The sequence below is a fragment of the Candidatus Izimaplasma bacterium HR1 genome, from assembly GCA_000755705.1.
GTDB lineage: Bacteria > Bacillota_I > Bacilli_A > Izemoplasmatales > Izemoplasmataceae > Xianfuyuplasma.
Window position 1 is genome coordinate 549,357 of record CP009415.1, and the last position, 19,907, is coordinate 569,263.

The 19,907-nt window shown below is 30.3% G+C and carries 23 protein-coding genes; 17 read left to right on the forward strand and 6 right to left on the reverse strand.

The window, feature by feature from the left end:
• Positions 1 to 2: 2 nt before the first annotated feature.
• The 3 genes from KQ51_RS02820 to KQ51_RS09355 are packed head-to-tail and all read right to left on the reverse strand — an operon-like array spanning position 3 to position 2,211.
• On the reverse strand, positions 3 to 740 hold the full coding sequence (locus tag KQ51_RS02820) for an ABC transporter permease (RefSeq protein WP_038468640.1): 738 nt from the start codon (positions 738 to 740) through the stop codon (positions 3 to 5).
• Positions 733 to 1,590 carry an ABC transporter ATP-binding protein gene (locus tag KQ51_RS02825; protein ID WP_038468643.1) on the reverse strand — a complete coding sequence of 286 codons (858 nt, stop codon included), beginning with the start codon at positions 1,588 to 1,590 and terminating at the stop codon, positions 733 to 735. Before KQ51_RS02825 ends, KQ51_RS02820 begins: the two co-directional genes overlap by 8 nt.
• Before the next feature lie 9 nt (positions 1,591 to 1,599).
• Positions 1,600 to 2,211 carry a TetR/AcrR family transcriptional regulator gene (locus KQ51_RS09355; RefSeq protein ID WP_052609103.1) on the reverse strand — a complete coding sequence of 204 codons (612 nt, stop codon included), beginning with the start codon at positions 2,209 to 2,211 and terminating at the stop codon, positions 1,600 to 1,602.
• Positions 2,212 to 2,364: 153 nt separating this feature from the next.
• Between KQ51_RS09355 and KQ51_RS02835 the strand changes: the two genes are divergently transcribed.
• The 10 genes from KQ51_RS02835 (at position 2,365) to KQ51_RS02880 (ending at position 10,839) form a co-directional block, all read left to right on the forward strand.
• A complete protein-coding gene (locus KQ51_RS02835) occupies positions 2,365 to 3,600 on the forward strand; it encodes a M48 family metallopeptidase (RefSeq protein WP_038468645.1) in 1,236 nt (411 codons plus the stop codon).
• Positions 3,601 to 3,889: 289 nt separating this feature from the next.
• A complete protein-coding gene (locus tag KQ51_RS02840) occupies positions 3,890 to 4,258 on the forward strand; it encodes a hypothetical protein (protein ID WP_038468648.1) in 369 nt (122 codons plus the stop codon).
• Between the two features lie 10 nt (positions 4,259 to 4,268).
• Positions 4,269 to 4,625: a DUF2089 domain-containing protein gene (locus KQ51_RS02845; protein ID WP_038468650.1), complete on the forward strand. Its 357-nt coding sequence runs from the start codon at positions 4,269 to 4,271 to the stop codon at positions 4,623 to 4,625.
• 135 nt (positions 4,626 to 4,760) lie between these two features.
• On the forward strand, positions 4,761 to 5,129 hold the full coding sequence (locus tag KQ51_RS02850; protein ID WP_038468653.1) for an SHOCT-like domain-containing protein: 369 nt from the start codon (positions 4,761 to 4,763) through the stop codon (positions 5,127 to 5,129).
• Positions 5,130 to 5,256: 127 nt separating this feature from the next.
• Positions 5,257 to 6,615 carry a 23S rRNA (uracil(1939)-C(5))-methyltransferase RlmD gene (gene rlmD, locus KQ51_RS02855; RefSeq protein ID WP_232958014.1) on the forward strand — a complete coding sequence of 453 codons (1,359 nt, stop codon included), beginning with the start codon at positions 5,257 to 5,259 and terminating at the stop codon, positions 6,613 to 6,615.
• A gap of 46 nt (positions 6,616 to 6,661) precedes the next feature.
• Positions 6,662 to 7,666 carry a hypothetical protein gene (locus KQ51_RS02860; RefSeq protein ID WP_038468659.1) on the forward strand — a complete coding sequence of 335 codons (1,005 nt, stop codon included), beginning with the start codon at positions 6,662 to 6,664 and terminating at the stop codon, positions 7,664 to 7,666.
• A gap of 47 nt (positions 7,667 to 7,713) precedes the next feature.
• Positions 7,714 to 9,078 (forward strand): 23S rRNA (uracil(1939)-C(5))-methyltransferase RlmD, encoded by a 1,365-nt coding sequence (gene rlmD / locus KQ51_RS02865; RefSeq protein ID WP_052609106.1) that lies wholly within the window; start codon positions 7,714 to 7,716, stop codon positions 9,076 to 9,078.
• Positions 9,079 to 9,175: 97 nt separating this feature from the next.
• Positions 9,176 to 9,502, forward strand: a complete 327-nt coding sequence (locus tag KQ51_RS02870) for a PadR family transcriptional regulator (protein ID WP_038468665.1) — start codon at positions 9,176 to 9,178, stop codon at positions 9,500 to 9,502.
• Positions 9,495 to 10,034 (forward strand): DUF2812 domain-containing protein, encoded by a 540-nt coding sequence (locus KQ51_RS09360; RefSeq protein WP_052609109.1) that lies wholly within the window; start codon positions 9,495 to 9,497, stop codon positions 10,032 to 10,034. Before KQ51_RS02870 ends, KQ51_RS09360 begins: the two co-directional genes overlap by 8 nt.
• 172 nt (positions 10,035 to 10,206) lie before the next feature.
• On the forward strand, positions 10,207 to 10,839 hold the full coding sequence (locus KQ51_RS02880) for a TetR/AcrR family transcriptional regulator (protein WP_038468668.1): 633 nt from the start codon (positions 10,207 to 10,209) through the stop codon (positions 10,837 to 10,839).
• A 368-nt stretch (positions 10,840 to 11,207) separates the two neighbouring features.
• Here KQ51_RS02880 and KQ51_RS02885 read toward each other — a convergent pair whose 3' ends face one another.
• Positions 11,208 to 12,185, reverse strand: coding sequence for a LacI family DNA-binding transcriptional regulator (locus tag KQ51_RS02885; protein WP_038468671.1), 978 nt, complete (start codon positions 12,183 to 12,185; stop codon positions 11,208 to 11,210).
• A gap of 95 nt (positions 12,186 to 12,280) precedes the next feature.
• Between KQ51_RS02885 and KQ51_RS02890 the strand changes: the two genes are divergently transcribed.
• Genes KQ51_RS02890 through KQ51_RS02905 form a run of 4 tightly spaced genes read left to right on the forward strand, consistent with a single transcriptional unit; the run spans position 12,281 to position 16,365 of the window.
• Positions 12,281 to 13,564, forward strand: a complete 1,284-nt coding sequence (locus KQ51_RS02890; protein ID WP_038468674.1) for an alpha-amylase family glycosyl hydrolase — start codon at positions 12,281 to 12,283, stop codon at positions 13,562 to 13,564.
• Positions 13,565 to 13,624: 60 nt separating this feature from the next.
• Positions 13,625 to 14,665 (forward strand): thioredoxin family protein, encoded by a 1,041-nt coding sequence (locus KQ51_RS02895; RefSeq protein WP_158497943.1) that lies wholly within the window; start codon positions 13,625 to 13,627, stop codon positions 14,663 to 14,665.
• Between the two features lie 55 nt (positions 14,666 to 14,720).
• A complete protein-coding gene (gene trmFO, locus KQ51_RS02900; RefSeq protein ID WP_038468681.1) occupies positions 14,721 to 16,022 on the forward strand; it encodes a methylenetetrahydrofolate--tRNA-(uracil(54)-C(5))-methyltransferase (FADH(2)-oxidizing) TrmFO in 1,302 nt (433 codons plus the stop codon).
• A 1-nt stretch (position 16,023) separates the two neighbouring features.
• Positions 16,024 to 16,365 (forward strand): hypothetical protein, encoded by a 342-nt coding sequence (locus KQ51_RS02905; protein WP_038468684.1) that lies wholly within the window; start codon positions 16,024 to 16,026, stop codon positions 16,363 to 16,365.
• A gap of 29 nt (positions 16,366 to 16,394) precedes the next feature.
• On the opposite strand, the gene KQ51_RS02910 is transcribed toward KQ51_RS02905, so the two are convergent.
• Positions 16,395 to 16,727, reverse strand: coding sequence for a hypothetical protein (locus tag KQ51_RS02910; RefSeq protein WP_038468686.1), 333 nt, complete (start codon positions 16,725 to 16,727; stop codon positions 16,395 to 16,397).
• A gap of 138 nt (positions 16,728 to 16,865) precedes the next feature.
• Between KQ51_RS02910 and KQ51_RS02915 the strand changes: the two genes are divergently transcribed.
• The 3 genes from KQ51_RS02915 to KQ51_RS02925 are packed head-to-tail and all read left to right on the forward strand — an operon-like array spanning position 16,866 to position 19,192.
• The gene (locus tag KQ51_RS02915; protein WP_038468690.1) at positions 16,866 to 17,735 is read left to right on the forward strand and encodes a damage-control phosphatase ARMT1 family protein; all 870 of its coding nucleotides are present in this window, start codon (positions 16,866 to 16,868) and stop codon (positions 17,733 to 17,735) included.
• A gap of 9 nt (positions 17,736 to 17,744) precedes the next feature.
• Positions 17,745 to 18,644: a tyrosine recombinase gene (locus tag KQ51_RS02920; RefSeq protein ID WP_038468692.1), complete on the forward strand. Its 900-nt coding sequence runs from the start codon at positions 17,745 to 17,747 to the stop codon at positions 18,642 to 18,644.
• A 14-nt stretch (positions 18,645 to 18,658) separates the two neighbouring features.
• Entirely contained in the window at positions 18,659 to 19,192 is a 534-nt protein-coding gene (locus KQ51_RS02925; RefSeq protein ID WP_038468695.1) for a GNAT family N-acetyltransferase, read from the forward strand.
• A 12-nt stretch (positions 19,193 to 19,204) separates the two neighbouring features.
• Here the strand turns inward: KQ51_RS02925 and KQ51_RS02930 are convergent, their stop codons facing one another.
• Entirely contained in the window at positions 19,205 to 19,894 is a 690-nt protein-coding gene (locus tag KQ51_RS02930) for a hypothetical protein (RefSeq protein ID WP_038468699.1), read from the reverse strand.
• Between the last annotated feature and the right edge of the window lie 13 nt (positions 19,895 to 19,907).

The following is a 19,907-nucleotide window of genomic DNA, read 5'->3' on the forward strand; positions in this document are numbered from 1 at the left end:
TTTTACACCCCACTTTGCCTAACGGCATAATCTTGGAATTTTGGTTTGGCCCATAGGAAATATAGTAATGGTCCACCAGTTAATAAGTATCCTAATGAGAAATAGAATTCCCATCCAAATTCTGTAAGTTCTGTAGGGAAAGCAACTTTGAATAATTCTAATGCAGCATTGATTGGGTTAACTAAATTAATGATTTCCCAAAGAGTACCTTCTACAACACCAAATTCAAGTAATAAAGCTGGTGCCATTAAGATAAATGCGAAACTCATAACGCGCATTAAAAGTCTTGTGAAGTCTTTTGCAGTATATGACATGCAAATCCCTAAGACTGTATGTGTTGCAGTTGATAAGAAGACTGCTAATGTAACTAGTAAGTAATTGATTTCAATACTTGCAAAAATTGTAAACGCAATAATGATTAATGCACTTGAAAACATATTGTGAACAGTGTTTGAAAGTACTTTTGCTAATAACAATTGATCATTTGATACTGGTGTAACTAATAAAGTTGATATTGTTGATTCTGATTTTTCGAATGTCATAATTGAACCAACATACATCAAAGCCATCATTGTTGCATCCATTAGGAGTACTAAAGGAAGCAGTATTCCCAATAAGTCATCACCAACGAAATATAGCATTATACACCATAATATCGCTACTGCAAGACTTATAGTTGTTAGATTATATTTGTGTAATCTTTGAAGCTCACCTTTTACTAATAACCAAACTTTACTCATCAGCTAATTGAACTCCTGTTACAGTAATAAAGATATCTTCCAGTGTAGTTTCACCACTGTGTAATGTTTCTAATTCTTTAGTTTGTAAAAGGTTTAAGAACTCTTCATTTTTACCAATGTCATCCATTGGAAATTCTTTCAATACTGTTTTGCCGTTATCGTTATACTCTAATTTCATTGAACGTTTACCATATTTGATTTTTAAGTTTCTTGGTGAATCCATTTCAATGATTTTACCTTCAACAATAAAGGCAACGCGATCACATAATTGATCGATATCAGCCATGATATGTGAAGTGATAAATACGGTTCCACCATTATTGCGGAACTCTCTTACCATATCTTTTAAAATCATTGCATTTTTAGGATCAAGACCATTAGTAGGTTCATCAAGGAATAACATATCAGGATCATTTAACATTGCTCTAACAAAGTTTAATCGAATCTTCATTCCTTTTGAGTATTCTCCAACCATCTTATCACGGTCTTCCCATAACCCAACTCTTTTCATTAATTCTTCAATATTAGCGTTTTTCTTATATAATTTTAAGAAAAACTCGATATTTTCCATTGCTGTCATTTTAGAGAAATGAATTGGCATTTCAAAGCTAACTCCAATGCTTTCATAGAATTCGTCGTTGAATTCCAGGATGCTTTTTCCATTATAGTAAATTCCACCATCATAGTCTTCTAAGACTTTGATCATGATTTTCTGTGTAGTACTTTTACCTGCACCACTTGGTCCTAAAAAACCAAAAATCTCACCTTTAGCGATATCAAAGCTAATACCTCTTATGGTGTCCTTGTCATTTTTAGGATATCTGTATTTCATATTTTCTACTTTAAACATTATGTTCACCTATTCTATACCTTTCCTAAGTATTGATATAATATTACTTATTCGTTTAAACATTCTTTTAACATCAAAATCATCGTTTTCTGCAACTTCATTAAAAGCAATATTAGTCGTTGCTTGCACAACAAATTCTGCTAAAAATTCCGTATCAATGTCTTGTCTAATTCGACCTAGTGATTTATCAGTTTCGATATATTTCATGTAAAACTCTTTTGCGACCCCTAAGTTGTCCCCAAATATTTGATCAATGATATCTTGTCCTGATAACATCAAGTATTTTGATATCCTTACAAATCTAATATCTGATTCAGCGAATTTCACACCTCTTGTATATAACTCTTCAAAAAGTTCTAAAAATGGCATCTTTTCAGGGTTTGGTAGTAAGTCTTCCATAAAGGATAACTTTCTTTTTGATAAAATATCAAAGACGTACTTGTATAAATCCATCTTATCCTCGAAATACTGATAGAAACTACCTCTGGGTATTTTTGATGATTTGATGATTCTTGATAATTTGGCTTCATTAAAAGAGTTTAGAGAAAATTCATCTAAAGAAGCTTCGATAATTCTTGTCTTCTTGTTTTCATCTAAATTGAAAAAGGTTTCTTTTGGCATTCATATATCACCTCCATATGACAACCTTGTCACTTATAGTTTATCAAACATATTGGTGCTTGTCAAGAGAATAGTGACAACCTTGTCATAATGGTTGAATTATCGTGATATTTTAATTGTATTGTGTTAAAATGGTCGAGAAGGAGTGATGAAATGGAAACGTTTATCTTAATATTGGTATATGCATTAATAGTAATTGGGTATGGATATAGTACATGGTTATCTTGGCTAAATTACTCTAATAGAAATGCCGAAATACCAGAAGAAGTTCAAGGGATTTATGATGAGAAGGAATATAAGAGATGGCTTAATTACACAATGGAGAGATTTAGATTTAGTGAGATTGTCAGTGTAATTGATACCGTAATATTATTGTTATTCTTAGTATTAGGTGTATTTGTTATTATCGATGATGCAGCTAGAGAATTATTTATTAATGCTAGATTACAGGTATTAGCATTTATGGGGATATATCAGATTATTACATTTATTATAGGGATATATCCATCTTATTATAGTACTTTCAAAATTGAAGAAAAGTATGGATTTAATAAAACGACTAAGAAAACATTTGTTACCGATAAAATTAAAAATCTATTACTAACATTTATATTTGGTGGAGGATTACTGTATCTAGTTGTTGTAATAGAAGAAAAAGCGGGAAATCTATTCTTTCTATATACATGGTTAGCTATTATGGTGATTATCTTAATAGTAAATCTGTTATACACAACAGTTATAGTGCCAATCTTTAACAAGTTAACACCTTTAGAAGATGGTGAATTAAAAGATGGCATTAATGAGTTTGCTAAAAGTGTTGGTTATGAGGTTTCAAAAATAAGTATTATGGACGCTTCAAAGAGATCATCAAAACTAAATGCGTTCTTTAGTGGGTTTGGGAAGGCAAAAAGAATAGTTTTATTTGATACATTGATTGAAAAAATGAGTAATGAAGAGATTATTGCTGTATTAGCACATGAAATAGGACACAATAAGTATAAACATGTAATTTTCAATCTAGCTCAATCAGCTATTGAAATGTTTATATATGTAAGTCTATTTGGTTGGTTAGCAAAATCTGAAGCATTTGGCGAAGCGTTTAACTTTGCTGGAGCTAACTTAGGATTCTCGTTAATCATGTTCTTTATATTATTTGCCCCATTGTCAATAATCATTCACTTAATAACCTCAACGTTATCTAGAAAACATGAGTATCAAGCAGATGCTTTTGCTTCTACTAAATATTCAAAAGATTATATGATTAGTGCATTAAAAGTGTTAAGTAAAGAGAATTTCTCTAATTTAACACCTCATCCACTATATGTAAAATTAACTTTTTCACATCCACCTGTAGTGGATAGAATTAGAGCAATTAATAAATTACCTTAATATTTGATGAAGTTTATTAATATAATTAACTACAAAATTAACATTGTCATATAAGAAATGGTGCTAAAATGCCATTTCTTTTTATATATATAAGGAATAAGTACATCTATAAATGAACTAGACATTGATAATAATCAATATAGTTAAGCATTAACTTAATAAAATTAATATCTAACTTAATAAAATTAATTAAAAGTGTTGACATATACTTTTTTATGTATTATCATAAGGGTGTAATTAAGAAAGTTAATCACGAACTTAAAAAAATTAATAAAGGATGTGAACATAGATGAGTAATAAAAAAGTCCTTCAACAAATCCAAAATGGAGAACTTACATCACAGGAAGCATTGAATATCTTATATCCTGAACAGAAGGTAAGAAATACTAAACCAGGGAAAAGAGCTTCATTTATCAAAATGAAAATTCATGTTCCTGATGAAGGAAAAGGAGTTAATACATTCCTTAAGATATTATTTGCAATACCAATCCCGATGATCTTTGTCAGAATGGGATTAAGAATTGGAAAAAGATTTATCAAAGATGACGATAAAGATGATTTCGATATTAACGAGATCAGTAAATTACTTAAATACTCGAAAAATACACAAATACAAGTTGAATCAACTGATGCAACAGTTGATATAAGAATTATCTAGGAGGATGTCTATGAATAACGTAATTGGGGAATGCCCTATATGTAAAAGCGATTTAAAGGTTACTAAATTGAGCTGTAAAAACTGCTCAACTGAAATATCAGGAGATTTTAAATTAAGTAAATTCAACTATCTATCTAAAGAACATTTATACTTTATAGAAGTGTTTATCAAAAACAAAGGAAGCATTAAGCAAATCGAAAAAGAACTTGGTATCTCATACCCAACAGTTAAAAAGAACTTAGACGAAGTAATTGTTAGTCTAGGATACCAAATTAGCGATGAAGATAAAGTTAAGAGAGCAGACGTTTTAGAAAAATTGGAAAAAGGCGAAATAAAAGCATCAGAAGCTGCTAAGTTATTAAAATAATAAGGAGGCTATTATGAAAATGTACGATAATTATACTATTGAGGAATTAATTAGATATAGAAAACAAGAAACAAAATTATTACTACAATCAAACAAAAAACAAATTAGATCATACAAATAAGGAGAGATGATTTTATGAATGATAAATTAAGAATATTAGAAATGATTGAGAATAAAACTATCACTGCAGCAGAAGGTGCAGAATTATTAAAAGCCCTAGACCAAAATGAAACTAAAGCAATTATTAGACCAAAAAAAGAAGCTTTCAAAATGTTTAAAATAAAAGTATTATCAGCAGACGGAGATAAAGTAAATGTTCAAATACCTATTGAATTCGCTAAAGTGGCGTTATCAAGCGGTAAAGGATTTATGAAGATGGATCAAATTGAAGGATTAGATTTAGATTTTGAACAGATTTTGAATATGATTGATACTGGAATGTTAGGTAAAATTGTAGACGTAGAATCAGCAGATGGAGATATTGTTGAGATCGTAATTGAATAATCTCTTTCGTAAAAAGGGTCATGGACCCTTTTTTTTGTGGATTCCCCCTTTTTACCTAAATATATGGTATAATATTCATGAAAGAACTACTCCATAGATGAACAATGTTCGAACAAGAGGTGTAATGATGATTGAAAAAAATGAATATTATTCGGTTGAGTTTGTAGATATGACTCATGATGGAATGGGTGTATGTAAGATTGATGGGTTCCCAATATTTGTCGCAAATGCTTTAAAGGGTGAAAAAGCTGAAATAAAAATAGTGAAAGTGAATGCTAGTTTTGGTTTTGGTAGGTTAGTGGAGATGATCCATAAATCACCTTTTAGAAAAGAGCCTATTTGTGATCATTTTTCAGAATGCGGTGGATGTAATTTAATGCATATGAATTATCAAATGCAATTAGATTTTAAGAAACATCGTACTAAAGAGACTTTAAGAAAACTTGGGAAAATAGATACAAAAGTAAACGAAACTTTAGGAATGTTAAATCCTTATTATTATCGTAATAAAGCGGTAATTCCTTTCGGTGAAGAAAATGGTAAAATGATCTCAGGTCTATACAAAAGTAGAACTCATGATATCATTGATATGAAAAAATGTTATATCATACCAAAAATAACTACTGATATTGTTAAGTTTATGAAGAACGTCTTTGAAGAGTTAAATATTCCTGCTTATAATGAAACTATTGGAACAGGAGTTGTTAGATGTTTAGTTGTTAGAAACTCATATAAATTTGATGATATATCCGTTACAATCGTTACCCTAACTCCAAAATTACCTAAGAAAGACATCATTGTTAAAAAATTAGTATCTAGATATAAAAAGGTAGTAAGTGTTGTACATAACTTTAATCCTGATAATACTAATATAATAATGGGTAAAAAGTCTAAGGTAATATACGGAGAAGACTTTATTAGAGACGAAATTAACGGTGTATTCTTTAAAATATCTCATCGTTCATTCTATCAAGTAAATCCAATCCAAACTGAAGCACTATACTCCAAAGCTATTGAATATGCAGATTTAACAACTGATGAAGTAATTATCGATGCTTATTGTGGTATCGGGACTATCGGGTTAACAGCTGCTAAATATGCTAAAACATTACTAGGTGTTGATATTGTTAAGCAAGCGATATCTGATGCAACAGAAAATGCTAAGAATAATGGTATTTCAAACTTCAAGTTTGTTGCCGGTAAAGCTGAAGATGTTATCTTACAATGGAAGAACTACAATGTTGATGTATTATTTGTAGATCCGCCACGTAAGGGCTGCGATAAGAAGTTCTTAAAAACAGTTATTGAAATGAAAATACCAAAAATTGTTTATATATCTTGTAACGTTTCTACATTAGCTAGAGACTTAAATTACTTACAAGCTAATGGGTATCAAGTATTAGAAGTTACTCCTTTTGATATGTTCCCACAAACATCACATATAGAAACAGTTACTAAATTAAGACTTAAAAAGCAAGAATTATAATTCTTGCTTTTTTTAACTTATGTTATAATTTTAACGAGGTGATTAGATGAATCCTTTTAAGCAATCAGGCCAGATATTACCAATCGCTTCACTAAATAGTGTTTATGTTGATAATGTTTTAGCAGATCAACTCTTTAGACCCTCTTTAATAGTTGCTGAGATAATTGAGAATAAAGATGAATTAGGCTTATCATATATAGAAGATAGCCAAAAACTATCACATATGTTTAATGATCTACTGAATAGTGATTTAGATAGTATTAGGAGAAAGGCAACACAGATTGCTGAAATGTTTGGAAGACGCTTAGCTAAGTTCTTAGGAACACTATTTAAGCCTTCGGAGCTTTCAGTTTCAAATCGTCTGAATTGGACTGAAGAGCATTGGAATTTTTGGAAAACTATTGATAATATATACCTAGTAGGAGGACTTACATCTCCAATCTTAACGCAAATATTCTACAACGAAGTTGAAAAATATTTTAATGAACAAGAGATAAAGAATAAACACATTACCTTCATTGAGGGGTCGTCTAATTTAGGTACGCATGGACTTGCTTCGATAGTAGAGAATGGTGATTATTTATTGTTTGACTTTGGACAAACAAATATTAAACGCGGAAGACATTACAAAAAAGAAGGTAAAGTCGTTATTGATACAATATTACCGTCTATATCATCTGATTTTTTATTCTATAAAACAAAGAATGTTAAAGAAGTAGAAGCTATTGCTCATAAATTACACAATTATATTGTTGAGGCTATAGTTAAAACTTATAAACAAGTAGCATTTACCGGTGAAAATATATATATGAGTATTGCTAATTACGTTTTTGATGGTAAGATTTATTCTCAAAGAGGTGGATATGGTAAATTGTCATATATAGCCGAGAACTATGAGGATTACCTTAACAAAGAGCTAACCAAAGAACTTAATAAAGAGATCACAGTCAAACTATTTCATGATACTTCAGCAATGGCATTAATGTTTAAAGACCAAGCAAATACTGCTGTTATTTCATTAGGAACAGCATTTGGTATTGCATTTCCATAGTAAAAAGTGTATAGTTATAAACTGGATAAAGAAAGATGGTGAAATCCATGCAACAAATATTAAAAAAAGATCAAGAAATATTACTAACAATTAAAAGATTAGGGATTAACGGAGAAGGTATCGGTTATTATAAACGATTAGCCGTTTTTGTTCCTGGTTTACTACCACCTGAAGAAGCGATTGTTCGTATCACAGATGTTACAAACAACTATGCTAAAGGGGAAGTTGTTAGAATCAAAATAAAAGCTAAGAAGAGAGTTAAACCTTTCTGTGAGCATTTTGGTGAATGCGGAGGTTGTCAAATTCAACATATTGCATATGATGAACAACTTTCATTAAAAGAAGAAATGCTAATTCAAACTCTAGAAAGATTTGCTGGACTAGACCGTACTAAATATAAGATAAATGATATGATTGGAATGAAAAATCCCAAATATTATAGACATAAATCTCAAATGCCCGTCAGAAATTCAAAATATGGCTTAACAACGGGACTATATAAACTTAACTCAAATGAGTTAGTACCAATTACTCATTGTCCTATTCATGCAGAAAACATAAATTTAATTACTCAACCTATAATTGAAATATTAGATAAGTACGAGATATTTGCATTTGATTCGTCAACTATGCGAGGACTTTTACGTAATATAGTTATAAGAGAAAGCCATCAAAATGGTGAAATTCAAGTAACTTTAGTCATTACAATTTATAATAGAGCACTTCAAGATGTTGCTAGAGAAATTATAAAAATTCCAAATGTCGTAAGTGTTGGTATTTCAAAAAATAAAGATGCTAAAAATGTTGAAGTATTCGGTGAAGAAGTAGAGATATTAGTAGGTAAAAACTCAATTACTGAGGGAATAGGGGACATTCGTTACGATTTGAAACCAAAAGCATTCTATCAGTTAAATCCTTCTCAAGCTATCAAACTCTATAAGCACATTAAATCTCATTTAGATTTTGAAAAAGATCGTATAATTATTGATGCTTATTGTGGTGCAGGAGCAATATCTATGTATTTAGCGCCGTTTGTTGAAAAAGTTTATGGTATTGATGTAAGTGAAGAATCAATCTATAGTGCATTACATAATAAGAAAGCAAACAAATTTGAAAATACTTCATTCTTCAAAGGTGAAGTTGCGAATATTTTACCTCGAATTTATGACAATAAAATTACCCCAGATGTTATCGTTTTTGATCCACCTAGATCAGGTATTGATGATAAGACTTTAGACCTGTTAAACCGTAAGCCAGTTAGTAAGATTATTTATGTATCATGTAATCCAAGTACTCTGGCTAAGAATATCAAACAGTTAAGTAGTAAGTACAATGTTGGCTCAATTACGCCATTTGATATGTTTCCTCATACATCACATATTGAGACTGTAGTTGTATTAACAAAAAAATAAAAGAGCCTCGGCTCTTTTTTTATTTGACATAGTCACGAGTGAGTGATAGTATAAAGATATACGATATATCGTTAGACGATATAAATGAGGTGAATTTATGAATAAAAAGTTACTAGCTTTATCACCACTAACTGAATCTACATTTTACATTCTTCTTGTACTAAGTAATCCACTTCATGGTTATGGAATTATTAAGGAAGTGGAAGTTATTACAAATGATCGTTTGACACTCGCAGCAGGAACATTATATGGAGTGATTCAAAATCTACTTAAGTACGAACTCATCTATTTGTATGATGAGGATATCAAAAACAAGAGGAAGAAAGAGTATCAAATAACCGAAAAAGGCGCTATTTTACTAGGCTATGAGACCAAAAGACTACGAGAAATGGTCCGTAATGTTAGGAGAATAACTAATGGATAGATTGATTGTTAAGAAAGTATTCTTTGTATGGAATTCAGATAAAGAAAAAGCCTGGTTAGAATCAATGGCAAGAGATGGGTATATACTTGAAAGTCTAGGATTGTTTAAATATATATTTAGAAAGAGTGAGCCTTCTGATTTAGTTTATGAGTTTGACTTCCAAATTCTTAATAAAAAGACGGAACCTGATTACCTAGAATTGTTTGTTGATTGGAATTTCGTTGGTAAATTTGGAGCTTGGTACTACTTCTCAAAAATTCGAGAAGGAAATAAGAAGGATTTAATTTACAACGATACCAGATCAAAACAGCAAATGATAAAGAAAATATTGGCTTTTCTTCTAATAATTGGTTTTCCGCTATATTATCAGATCATAATTATGTTTCCAAATATGGATTCAAGTGAATTTCTTTTTCCAAGGTTTTATTTCTTTTTTCGAATAATTGTTATAATTGTTCTAATGGCACACACATATGCTTTAATAAACGTATTATTAATATATCGTTCACTTACCAAAGACATAAAAGAGTAGAAACAAGCAGTTCTTGCTTGTTTTTTTTATGTGGATGTAGACCTAATATGTGTATAATAAGAGGTCCAAAATGGTTTTCCACAATAGTTATCCACAGGCTAAATTGAATTGACTAGTATATTAGGTGGATAATTAGTCATACGTTATTTGAAAATCATTATAAACGGTTGACATGTGGAAAAATATCGAATATAATGAGTATATATTCAGTGAGTGGGTGGTCAGTATCGGTATTAGAATTGTGGAAAAAGCTAAGACAAGACAAAAAATAATTGAGGCAACAGAGTACCTGATTAAGAGAAAGGGCTTTGTTAAGATATCATCGAAAGAAATATCAAAGGAATGTGACGTATCTCAAGGTAGCATTTTCTTACATTTTAATACAAAATATGGGCTTTTAATGACCATACTAGAGAGTAATATAGAGTCTCTTGAAAATGACTTAAAACAGCAGTGTACTGCTGATTGTAGTCAAGAACTTCTTATCAAGAACTTCTTAGAAGTGCTAAATTCATATGAGGACATACTAGCTAGGATTTATCGAGACCATTCATATCTTGAGAATGACTTAAAGAAAAAAGTAGATAATCTTGAGATATTTATGAAAAACTTGATTTTTGATAATTACAAAAAGAATTCCAAAGAAACTTTGGGAATAGTAGACTCATTTATTGCAATTGACGCTTTTCTATCTCAAATCAAAGATTACTTGATGTCGAAGGAAACTTTTACATCTTCCAATTCCGTACTGCGACAAAGGAGAGGAAGAATTTTGAAACTGTATAAAATCCTCTTTGCATCTTGATTTTATGTATTCTAATCGAAACTAAGAACTAACAACTACTCATCCGATTTTATCTCACTTATTTAGAATCGACCATTATTTATAACGAAAGTACTCTACAATGGCTATACAAAGTCCTATAGCTATATTTACAAATTCAAGAGAAAATTCGACGATTTCTGCAAAATATGCTTAGTTTTTAGAAATTTGATACAAAGGAACTATATAATATAAGGATTTATTGTATTTTATCGAGTGTACAATAATGTAGTGTTTCGTTTAGTTATTTTAATTCCCATTTATACAACTATTTGGGAATTATAATTGAAATCTAATTTTATGAAAAAAAGTTTTGGGCATGTAAAAAAATGTAAAAAAATAAAAGACCCCTAGAGGTCTTTTTTTGTTGTTTCTCTTTTTACCAAAGTTACTGGTAATAAACTATGTAATTCATCTAGTTCTTGTTTTTTAATCAAGACATTTAATTTTCTTATAGCTTCAATTCCTATTTCTTGAATTGGTTGAGCTATTGTAGTTAGTTTTGGTATTAAAACTCCAGACAATTCAATATTATCAAAACCTATTACTTGAACATCATCAGGTATTCTATATCCTAAGCGTGTTAATGCGCTAATTACATAGAATGCTATAATATCTGAACTACAGAATATTCCATCAACATCAGGATGTTTCTTAATGAACATTTCAATATCTTTGATATCCGGTGTTTTAAAGTCTAAATCAAAGCTGAAACATGTTATATTATGTTCATCAATTACTTGATAGAAGCCTCTAGCTCTATCTACTACTGTTATTAGATCACTTGGACCTCTAAAGTGAATTACTTTTTTGGCATTTGATTTAACTAATAGTTTAGCTGCTAATTCACCACCAAGAACATTATCACTTGTAATGGAAGCAACACTCTTATCAATGATGTGATCAATAGTTATAATTGGCATTCCAAGTTTTAAATATGATTTCGTGCTTTTTGTGTTAGCTACAAGGATTAAACCATCAACATTGTATTGATTTAAGACATTTAAGTATTTCTTTTCTAATTCTATATCATCTTTTGAATTGAAGATCATAAGTTTAAAACCACTTTTCGTTACAGCGTCTTCAATTGATTCAATTAATTCAGCGAAAAAGTATGTTGAAATATGGGGAACGATTAATCCGATAATGTTAGATCTTTTACGGAATAATGAACGAGCTAATTCATTAGGAACATATCCTAACTCTGCTATTGCAACTTCAACGATTTTCCTTGTTTCATGATTTACATAACCGGTATTATTAATAACTCTTGATACCGTAGCTACGCTAACATTTGCCTTTTTAGCAACATCTTTAATTGTTGGCATATTATATCACATCCTACTTAACTAAGTATATATTATTAAAGCACTTTTGTAAATGAAATATAAGTGTTATAATGTCCTTGATTGGAGTGGTATTAATGAGTATTTATACTAATAAAGAATTACGTAAATTATTTTTCTATCAGGTATATATAAGAAACCATACTCAAAGTGGTACTTTTAAAGAGTTTATTACTGATTTAGATAGGATAAAGGAACTGGGCGTAGATGTTGTTTATTTACTACCAATTCATGAGATTGGAATTAAGCAAAGAAAAGGCGATTTAGGTTGCCCTTATTCAATAAAAGACTTTCGCAGTATTAATCACGAATACGGGACTTTTGAAGACTTTGAAGAATTGGTGAATGAAGTTCATAAGCGTGGTATGAAGTTAATGATAGATGTAGTATTTAATCATACTTCTTATGATAGTGTTTTATTAGAGAAACATCCGGAATATTTTTATAAAAAAGATGGTAAATTTGCTAATAGAGTAGGTGATTGGTGGGACATTACTGATTTAGACTATACTGTTGACAAAAAGTTATGGACTGAACTAATAAGTACACTAATTTATTGGACAAAACAAGGTGTAGATGGTTTTAGATTTGATGTTGCATCACTATTACCTTTAGAGTTCTTAGAAGAAGCTCATGAAGCCGTTCTAGATGAAAATCCAGAATCAATCTTCCTAAGTGAATCTGTACATGGCGGGTTCCTTCAATATATCCGTAATCAAGGATTTGGAGGTTTAAGTGAATCACAGATTTATGAAGTGTTTGATATGTCTTACGACTATGATGTCCATCCATATTTTGAAGGATACTTAAAGGGTGAAGTACCTTTTAGTAGATATATTGAAGAATTAGAAAGACAAGAGTTTACCTATCCAGAGAACTACATAAAATTACGAAATCTAGAAAATCATGATTTTGGTAGATTTGCACCCATGGTAGATAACAATATAAATAAGATAAATAACTGGACTGCATTAATGTTTTTCCAAAAAGGTTCGACAATGATTTATGCAGGACAAGAAAACTGTGATAATAATAAACCATCACTGTTTGATATTGATAAAGTTAACTGGGATGGTAATGATATTTCAGTCTTAATTAAGAAATTATCGCTTATTGCTAAAAACAACATATTTGCATTTGGTATTTATAATATTCAAAAGACCGAGAAGGACCTATTTGTAGGCTCTTTCGTCCTCGGAGAGAACGAAATTATTGGTATATTTAATGTTGGATTATTAGAAGAGGAATTCGATTTAGATATACCTAACGGGCAATATACAAACCTAATTGATAATAAGGATTTCACTGTAAAAGAAGGAAAGATTAAGCTTAAAAAAGAGCCTCTTATCTTCTATAAATAAATGAAGAGAATACTATTTTTAGTTCTATTTTTATTTACTTTTACCCTATCAAGTTGCTCATTGTTAGGAGTAAGTTATAGTGATTTTGAAGAACAGTCTCTTAACTCTTATTATCAATCTGAAACAATAAGTAATAACCGTTATGTTTTATATTATTACGATTCTAGTGATGAAGCATCAAAAGAAATACAAAAGGAAATACTAAAGTTCTTTAAGGACTTTGAATTATTAGATTTTTACTTATTAGATACCTCTACACTTGAATTGGAAGTATCTAATTTTGGACTTTACTCTGAGCCAGTTATATATATTATATCTAGCAATAGAGTTTATGAAGAATATAAAGGGATTACTGCTATAAGTGAATTTATAGTAGAGTATAGTAATATTGAGTTCGATTACGATTTATTTGAAGCACAACATATTTCAAGTTACGAAGAAATTTTAGCTATTGAAAATGAATCATATATTTTGTATTACTATTTAGATAGTTGTCCACATTGTATTGCTAGTAAGCCATATATGTTACCTTGGGCATTTACTAAAAGTGCTGAGGATATCTATTTTATGGAAGGTTCAACTGTACCTAATGCAGATCAGAAACCAACAGAACTTATTATTCTTAATTCCGGTACTCCGATTTTGGTTTTAATGTCTAATGGGAAGTTTGCCAACGAGTTTTATAGTGGAAAAAAAGATGTATTGAACTATATTGACGAAGTTGGTGATGGTGATATAATTGCTAAAGAATTGCTACTTGATTATGATGAATTTGATGAATTTTCTATTGATTATTTTGACACACTCACAATTAGTGATAACCTTCATTTTGAGTACTTCTATAGTCCTTATTGTTCGCACTGTGAAGCTATTAAGCAAGAGTTGTTGCTTTTCCTTGATGGACTAGTAAATATTGATTTTTACTTGATAGACACATCAACAGCTGATGGTGTTTCTAAAATATCTAGTTTTAGAGGAACTCCCTCATTATTTATTGTAAATGACAATGAAGTTGTTGCCGAATATGTTGGCAGTCTTGATATACCAAATTTTATTGAAAATTATATTAACGGAGAAATAGATTTAAGTATTTATGAGTAAAACAAAATCACATCAGTGATTTTGTTTTTATGTTATAATTAAAGAAGGTGATTTTATGAAAAAAGAAGTTATAGTTATTGGAGCTGGTTTAGCAGGTAGTGAAGCCAGTTATCAGTTAGCTAAAAGAGGATATAAAGTAAAATTATATGAAATGAGACCAAAGAAACTAACACCAGCACACAAAACTGGTTTATTTGCTGAGTTAGTATGTTCTAATAGCCTCAGAGCTAATAGTTTAGAGAATGCTGTAGGTCTTCTAAAACAAGAAATGAGAATGTTAGATTCTTTGATAATTAGATGTGCTGATGCATCACAAGTTCCAGCTGGTGGAGCACTAGCTGTTGATCGAGATATTTTTAGTGAAATGGTAACTAAAGAGATAAGGAGTAATCCCAATATTGAAGTTATTGAAGAAGAGATTTTAGAAATTCCAAATGTCCCTGTTATTATCGCATCAGGGCCATTAACTAGTGATATTTTAAGTGAAAAAATTAAAGAATTAATTCACGAAGATTATTTGTACTTCTTTGATGCTGCCGCACCAATTGTTGAATTTGATTCTATCAATATGGAAAAAGCGTATATGAAGAGTAGGTATGACAAAGGTGAAGCTTCTTACATAAATTGTCCAATGACAATGGAAGAGTATAATTTATGGTATAAAGAATTAATCAAAGCAAAAGCAGTAGAAATGAAAGAGTTTGAACTAAAAGTCTTTGAAGGTTGTATGCCTTTTGAAGAAATAGCAAGAAGAGGTCGTCAAACACTATTATTTGGTCCAATGAAACCTGTTGGTTTGGAAACACCTGATGGTGAAAGACCATACGCTGTCGTTCAGTTAAGACAGGACAATAAAGAAGGTACACTATTTAACATTGTAGGATTCCAAACACATTTAACATTTGGGGAGCAAAAAAGAATAATAAGAATGATTCCTGGTCTTGAAAATGCAAGCATAGTTAGATACGGAGTTATGCATAGAAATACCTTTATTAATAGTCCTAAATTACTGACTAGAAATTACCAGTTAAGGGATAATAAGAATATTTATTTCGCAGGTCAAATAACTGGTGTAGAAGGGTATGTTGAAAGTGCTGGGAGTGGCCTTGTTGCAAGTATATCTTTAGCTAGACAATTAGCTGAAAAAGAAGAGATTATCTTCTCGGAAAATACAATAATTGGTAGTGAATCATATTACATTTCACACGCTAGTATATCTGATTTTCAACCGATGAACGCAAATTACGGAATACTTCAAAAACTAGATTTCAAACATAAGAAAAAAGAACGTAAACTTCTATATAAAGAACGTTCCTTAAAAATTATGGAGGATATTATAAATAGATTGGAGGATTAATATGGATTATCACAAACTAAAACTAACCAAATTTTCCACATATAACGGTTTCAATCTTCCAGAGGGATTTAATCCGCCTTTAGAGGAAAGTTCGTCTCCAGAAGTTTATTTCCTCTTTGTATCAAACGTTCAAGAGGTGATGCAAGGACTTAATGTTGTCCAAAATAATCAAACTCATAAAGATAACCGTTTATTCTTTGTTTTTAAAAAAGGTAATAAAGGTTTTGGGCGAGATCACATCTATAGTGTTGTCATGAGACATAAAAATATTAAACGTAAAGCACCAATGTTAGCTAGTTTAAACAGAGCATATAGTGTATTTTGTTTTTTGTTAGAAGTATAATAAAAAGAACGATTGAAACCAATCGTTCTTTATTTTTTATAACAATCATCATGTGCTCTAAAATACTTGTTATTAACAAATATCTCTTCTTTTGTTTCCTCTTCGCAAAACACACAGAGAGTCTGCGGAGTAAAACATTTTTCTAATAATAAATCGATTGTCATGTTAATATATTCTTTCTTGTCTGGAAACTCAATAAAGTTTCCTCGTAAAGTATAAGAGTAATCACTATCTTCTATTTGGCATTTCTTCAGTTCATGATAAAGAGTACGTAGTTTAGGCTCTCCTTCATTATTGAATGTAATTGTAACGTTCTTATCAATTATTACTAAATCAAATTCCTTTTTCCTAGTTCGTCTCATATATATCACCTACTTATATGATAAAACCATTAATCGGATTATCATATAGACAATAAATAGTGATTTGTACATAACTTTTTTCACTAATCCTATTGTAGGTGTTATAATAAGTAAGGAAACAGGAATAAGAGGTATCCTATGAAAACGAGTTTAGACTGCATGGAATGTAATATCAAACAATTAGTAAAATTGTCAAAACTATTAGATGCGCCTTTAGAAAAACAAGAAGAAGCATCGAAAAAACTATTTAAAATGCTAAGCAATATTTCTTATGAGTATTCGAATCCATATATTATGGGTGAAACCTGGAAAATAGTTACTGAAACATATAATAATCTTAATCCTTACAGGGAAACTAAATCAAAATTTAATCAATTATTACTGTCTTTATACGATGATACAAAGGAATTAGTAGAGAAATCACTAAATCCATTAGAATCTTCCCTTAAAACGGCAGTAGTAGGCAATATAATAGATTTTGGAGCAAGACATAAATTTACTAAATATGATGTTTTAGAGCGCCTTAAGAACTATGATGAGATAATTTTTAATAAAGATGATTCGAGAAAACTAATAAAGAATTTACTGTCTGCAAAGACACTATTATATATCGGTGATAATTGTGGAGAGATAGTATTAGATAAACTATTTATAGAGCAAATTAAGAAGAAAAATCCACAAATTGATGTCCATTTTGGAGTAAGAGGAAAACCGATTCTAAATGATGTTACGATTGAAGATGCTAATGAAGTAAACATCGAAGAATTTGCTACTGTTGTAAGTAGTGGAATGCAAGTTCCAGGAACTATCATTGAAGAAACTAATGATGACTTTAAGAAACTGTTCTATGAGTCGGATATAGTTATTGCTAAAGGACAAGGCAACTTTGAAAGTCTATCAGATACAAAAAGAGATAATTTATATTTAATGCTAATGGCGAAATGCGATTATGTCGCTAAAACTATTGGTTGTAAGACTATGGACTACGTAGTAATTGAAAATAATTAAGGTGATAGTATGAGAAATGTGGAAGTGTTAGAACGATTTAAGAACTACATTGAAAGTGAAAAAAGATATAGTGATTACACAAGTATTTCTTACTTTGATGATATACACAATCTTATAAACTTTCTTGATAAAGAGCAATTCGGTGATATTTTAACTGTTTCACCACGAATTGCTCGCTTTTATACTGCGACACTCCATGAAAACTATTCACCTAAATCAATTGCGAGAAAAATCTCTAGTGTAAGAAGTTTATATAATTTCCTAGTTAGAGAGGATGTCTTAGAGGAAAATCCCTTTTTAGATATAGAATTACCCAAACAAGAGAAAAGATTACCTAAGTTCATATATCCAGAAGAGATTGAAAGCATCTTTAAATCAATTGACACAAGTAGTGTCCTAGGGACAAGGAACTATTTAATTCTAGAATTCTTATATGGGACTGGAGTTCGAGTTTCAGAGCTCTGCAATGTTAAGCTAAACGATATTGATTATTTTCAAAATCTTTGCTTAATCCACGGGAAAGGCTCAAAAGATCGTTATGTACCTTTACATAATCGGCTTATTAATGAAATAAGTGATTATGTGATAACTACGCGAAAAGATCTATTAAAAACTAAAGAAAACAAATACTTATTCTTAAATCATCATGGGGATAACATTACTCCTAGAGGTATAAGAATGGTAATAAATAAGGTAATGTTAGAGTCAGGAGAATCACTAAAGATTAGTCCTCATACATTAAGACATACATTCGCAACTCATTTGTTAAACAATGGTGCTGATTTAAGAAGTATCCAAGAGTTATTAGGACACAGTCATTTATCAAGCACACAAATCTATACCAAAGTATCAAAGGAAAAACTTAAGGAATCTTATATGCAAGCTCATCCGCGTGCTAAAAAGAAGTAAAAGGGGAAGTTTATATGCTACAGTTGGAGACAAAAAGGCTGATTATTAGGCCTACGGTAAAAGAAGATAATAGAAGAATTCATGAAATGCTAAGTGATGAGGAAACAATGAAATTTTTTGTCGAAGGAACTTACTCTGAGGAAAAAGTGAGTGAATTTGTAAATAGAAACCAAAAAGAAACTCATCATTTCACAATTTTCTTAAAGTCGTCAAACCGCATTGTTGGTAAAATATCCTACAATCCTTGGTTTATGAAAGATACGAAGGAGATCGGATGGATATTCTTTAGAACAGCTTCTGGAAATGGTTATTGTACAGAAGCATCAAAAGCTATTATTGAGTATGCTTTTGAAGTAGAAAAAATTCATCGATTAATTGCAACTTGTCAACCAGAAAACAAGGCATCAATAAGAGTCTGTGAGAAGTTGGGGATGAGACTGGAAGGGCATTTTAAGGATTGTATATATTACAAAGACGACATTTGGTGGGATGAGTTATTTTATTCAATGTTAAAAGAAGATTATGATAAACAAAAAGGAGAAATTTAATTTCTCCTTTTTTTATTCTATTAAATCAATGATTATATACGCTTCCTCAAGCTTAATTATATTTACTTCACTTGGAACATAGTTTAATTGCTGATCCACATATTCGAGGAATTCGTCAAAAGTTAAATTTCTAAATTCTGTGTAACCTTGATAGTGTTGAATTTCTGATATTAATTCTTGTAATAATGACAATCCTTCGATATCCTCACTGTCGATTTCCAGATCCAACAATTTCTCTAAATATGTTACTTTTGTAACACCACGAACTTGCCCGTTAAGAGTATCAAATACGTTTTTGATAGCGTTAAACGTGAAGATATCAAATGCTGTTACTTCTACACCTTTCCCTTCAAGTAATGTCTTAAAGTCGCTAGAACTAAGGATAAACAATGCTTCATCATGTGTATTTAGACCCTCTAATTTGGTAAATAGAGCATTAAATGCATTAATCTCTGTTTCTGAGAGATCTTTTTCCAATAGATCATGTGATTTTGCATTAGAATATAGCAATTCAAACTCTAATTGGTAGTTATGTAATCCATGAATGATATCATATTCAGGCGTATTATTAAAAGTTGCTTTTTCAAAGTCATAATTGATATATGATTCAAAATTTATACCAACTGGTCCTTCGGATTCTCCTGAACATGAACTTAAGAATATTCCTAAAACAATTAGAATTACTAAGTATAGTTTTTTCATAATACACCTCCTT

Coding starts and splice junctions, on each gene's coding strand:
- KQ51_RS02915 (WP_038468690.1), top strand. CDS start 16,866: ATGAAAACGAGTTTAGACTGCATGGAATGTAATATCAAACAATTAGTA.
- KQ51_RS02825 (WP_038468643.1), bottom strand. CDS start 1,590: ATGTTTAAAGTAGAAAATATGAAATACAGATATCCTAAAAATGACAAG.
- KQ51_RS02920 (WP_038468692.1), top strand. CDS start 17,745: ATGAGAAATGTGGAAGTGTTAGAACGATTTAAGAACTACATTGAAAGT.
- KQ51_RS02905 (WP_038468684.1), top strand. CDS start 16,024: ATGGATTATCACAAACTAAAACTAACCAAATTTTCCACATATAACGGT.
- trmFO (WP_038468681.1), top strand. CDS start 14,721: ATGAAAAAAGAAGTTATAGTTATTGGAGCTGGTTTAGCAGGTAGTGAA.
- KQ51_RS02910 (WP_038468686.1), bottom strand. CDS start 16,727: ATGAGACGAACTAGGAAAAAGGAATTTGATTTAGTAATAATTGATAAG.
- KQ51_RS02835 (WP_038468645.1), top strand. CDS start 2,365: ATGGAAACGTTTATCTTAATATTGGTATATGCATTAATAGTAATTGGG.
- rlmD (WP_232958014.1), top strand. CDS start 5,257: ATGATTGAAAAAAATGAATATTATTCGGTTGAGTTTGTAGATATGACT.
- KQ51_RS02890 (WP_038468674.1), top strand. CDS start 12,281: ATGAGTATTTATACTAATAAAGAATTACGTAAATTATTTTTCTATCAG.
- KQ51_RS09360 (WP_052609109.1), top strand. CDS start 9,495: ATGGATAGATTGATTGTTAAGAAAGTATTCTTTGTATGGAATTCAGAT.
- KQ51_RS02885 (WP_038468671.1), bottom strand. CDS start 12,185: ATGCCAACAATTAAAGATGTTGCTAAAAAGGCAAATGTTAGCGTAGCT.
- KQ51_RS02860 (WP_038468659.1), top strand. CDS start 6,662: ATGAATCCTTTTAAGCAATCAGGCCAGATATTACCAATCGCTTCACTA.
- KQ51_RS02845 (WP_038468650.1), top strand. CDS start 4,269: ATGAATAACGTAATTGGGGAATGCCCTATATGTAAAAGCGATTTAAAG.
- rlmD (WP_052609106.1), top strand. CDS start 7,714: ATGCAACAAATATTAAAAAAAGATCAAGAAATATTACTAACAATTAAA.
- KQ51_RS02840 (WP_038468648.1), top strand. CDS start 3,890: ATGAGTAATAAAAAAGTCCTTCAACAAATCCAAAATGGAGAACTTACA.
- KQ51_RS02930 (WP_038468699.1), bottom strand. CDS start 19,894: ATGAAAAAACTATACTTAGTAATTCTAATTGTTTTAGGAATATTCTTA.
- KQ51_RS02880 (WP_038468668.1), top strand. CDS start 10,207: ATGTGGAAAAATATCGAATATAATGAGTATATATTCAGTGAGTGGGTG.
- KQ51_RS09355 (WP_052609103.1), bottom strand. CDS start 2,211: ATGCCAAAAGAAACCTTTTTCAATTTAGATGAAAACAAGAAGACAAGA.
- KQ51_RS02870 (WP_038468665.1), top strand. CDS start 9,176: ATGAATAAAAAGTTACTAGCTTTATCACCACTAACTGAATCTACATTT.
- KQ51_RS02820 (WP_038468640.1), bottom strand. CDS start 740: ATGAGTAAAGTTTGGTTATTAGTAAAAGGTGAGCTTCAAAGATTACAC.
- KQ51_RS02925 (WP_038468695.1), top strand. CDS start 18,659: ATGCTACAGTTGGAGACAAAAAGGCTGATTATTAGGCCTACGGTAAAA.
- KQ51_RS02850 (WP_038468653.1), top strand. CDS start 4,761: ATGAATGATAAATTAAGAATATTAGAAATGATTGAGAATAAAACTATC.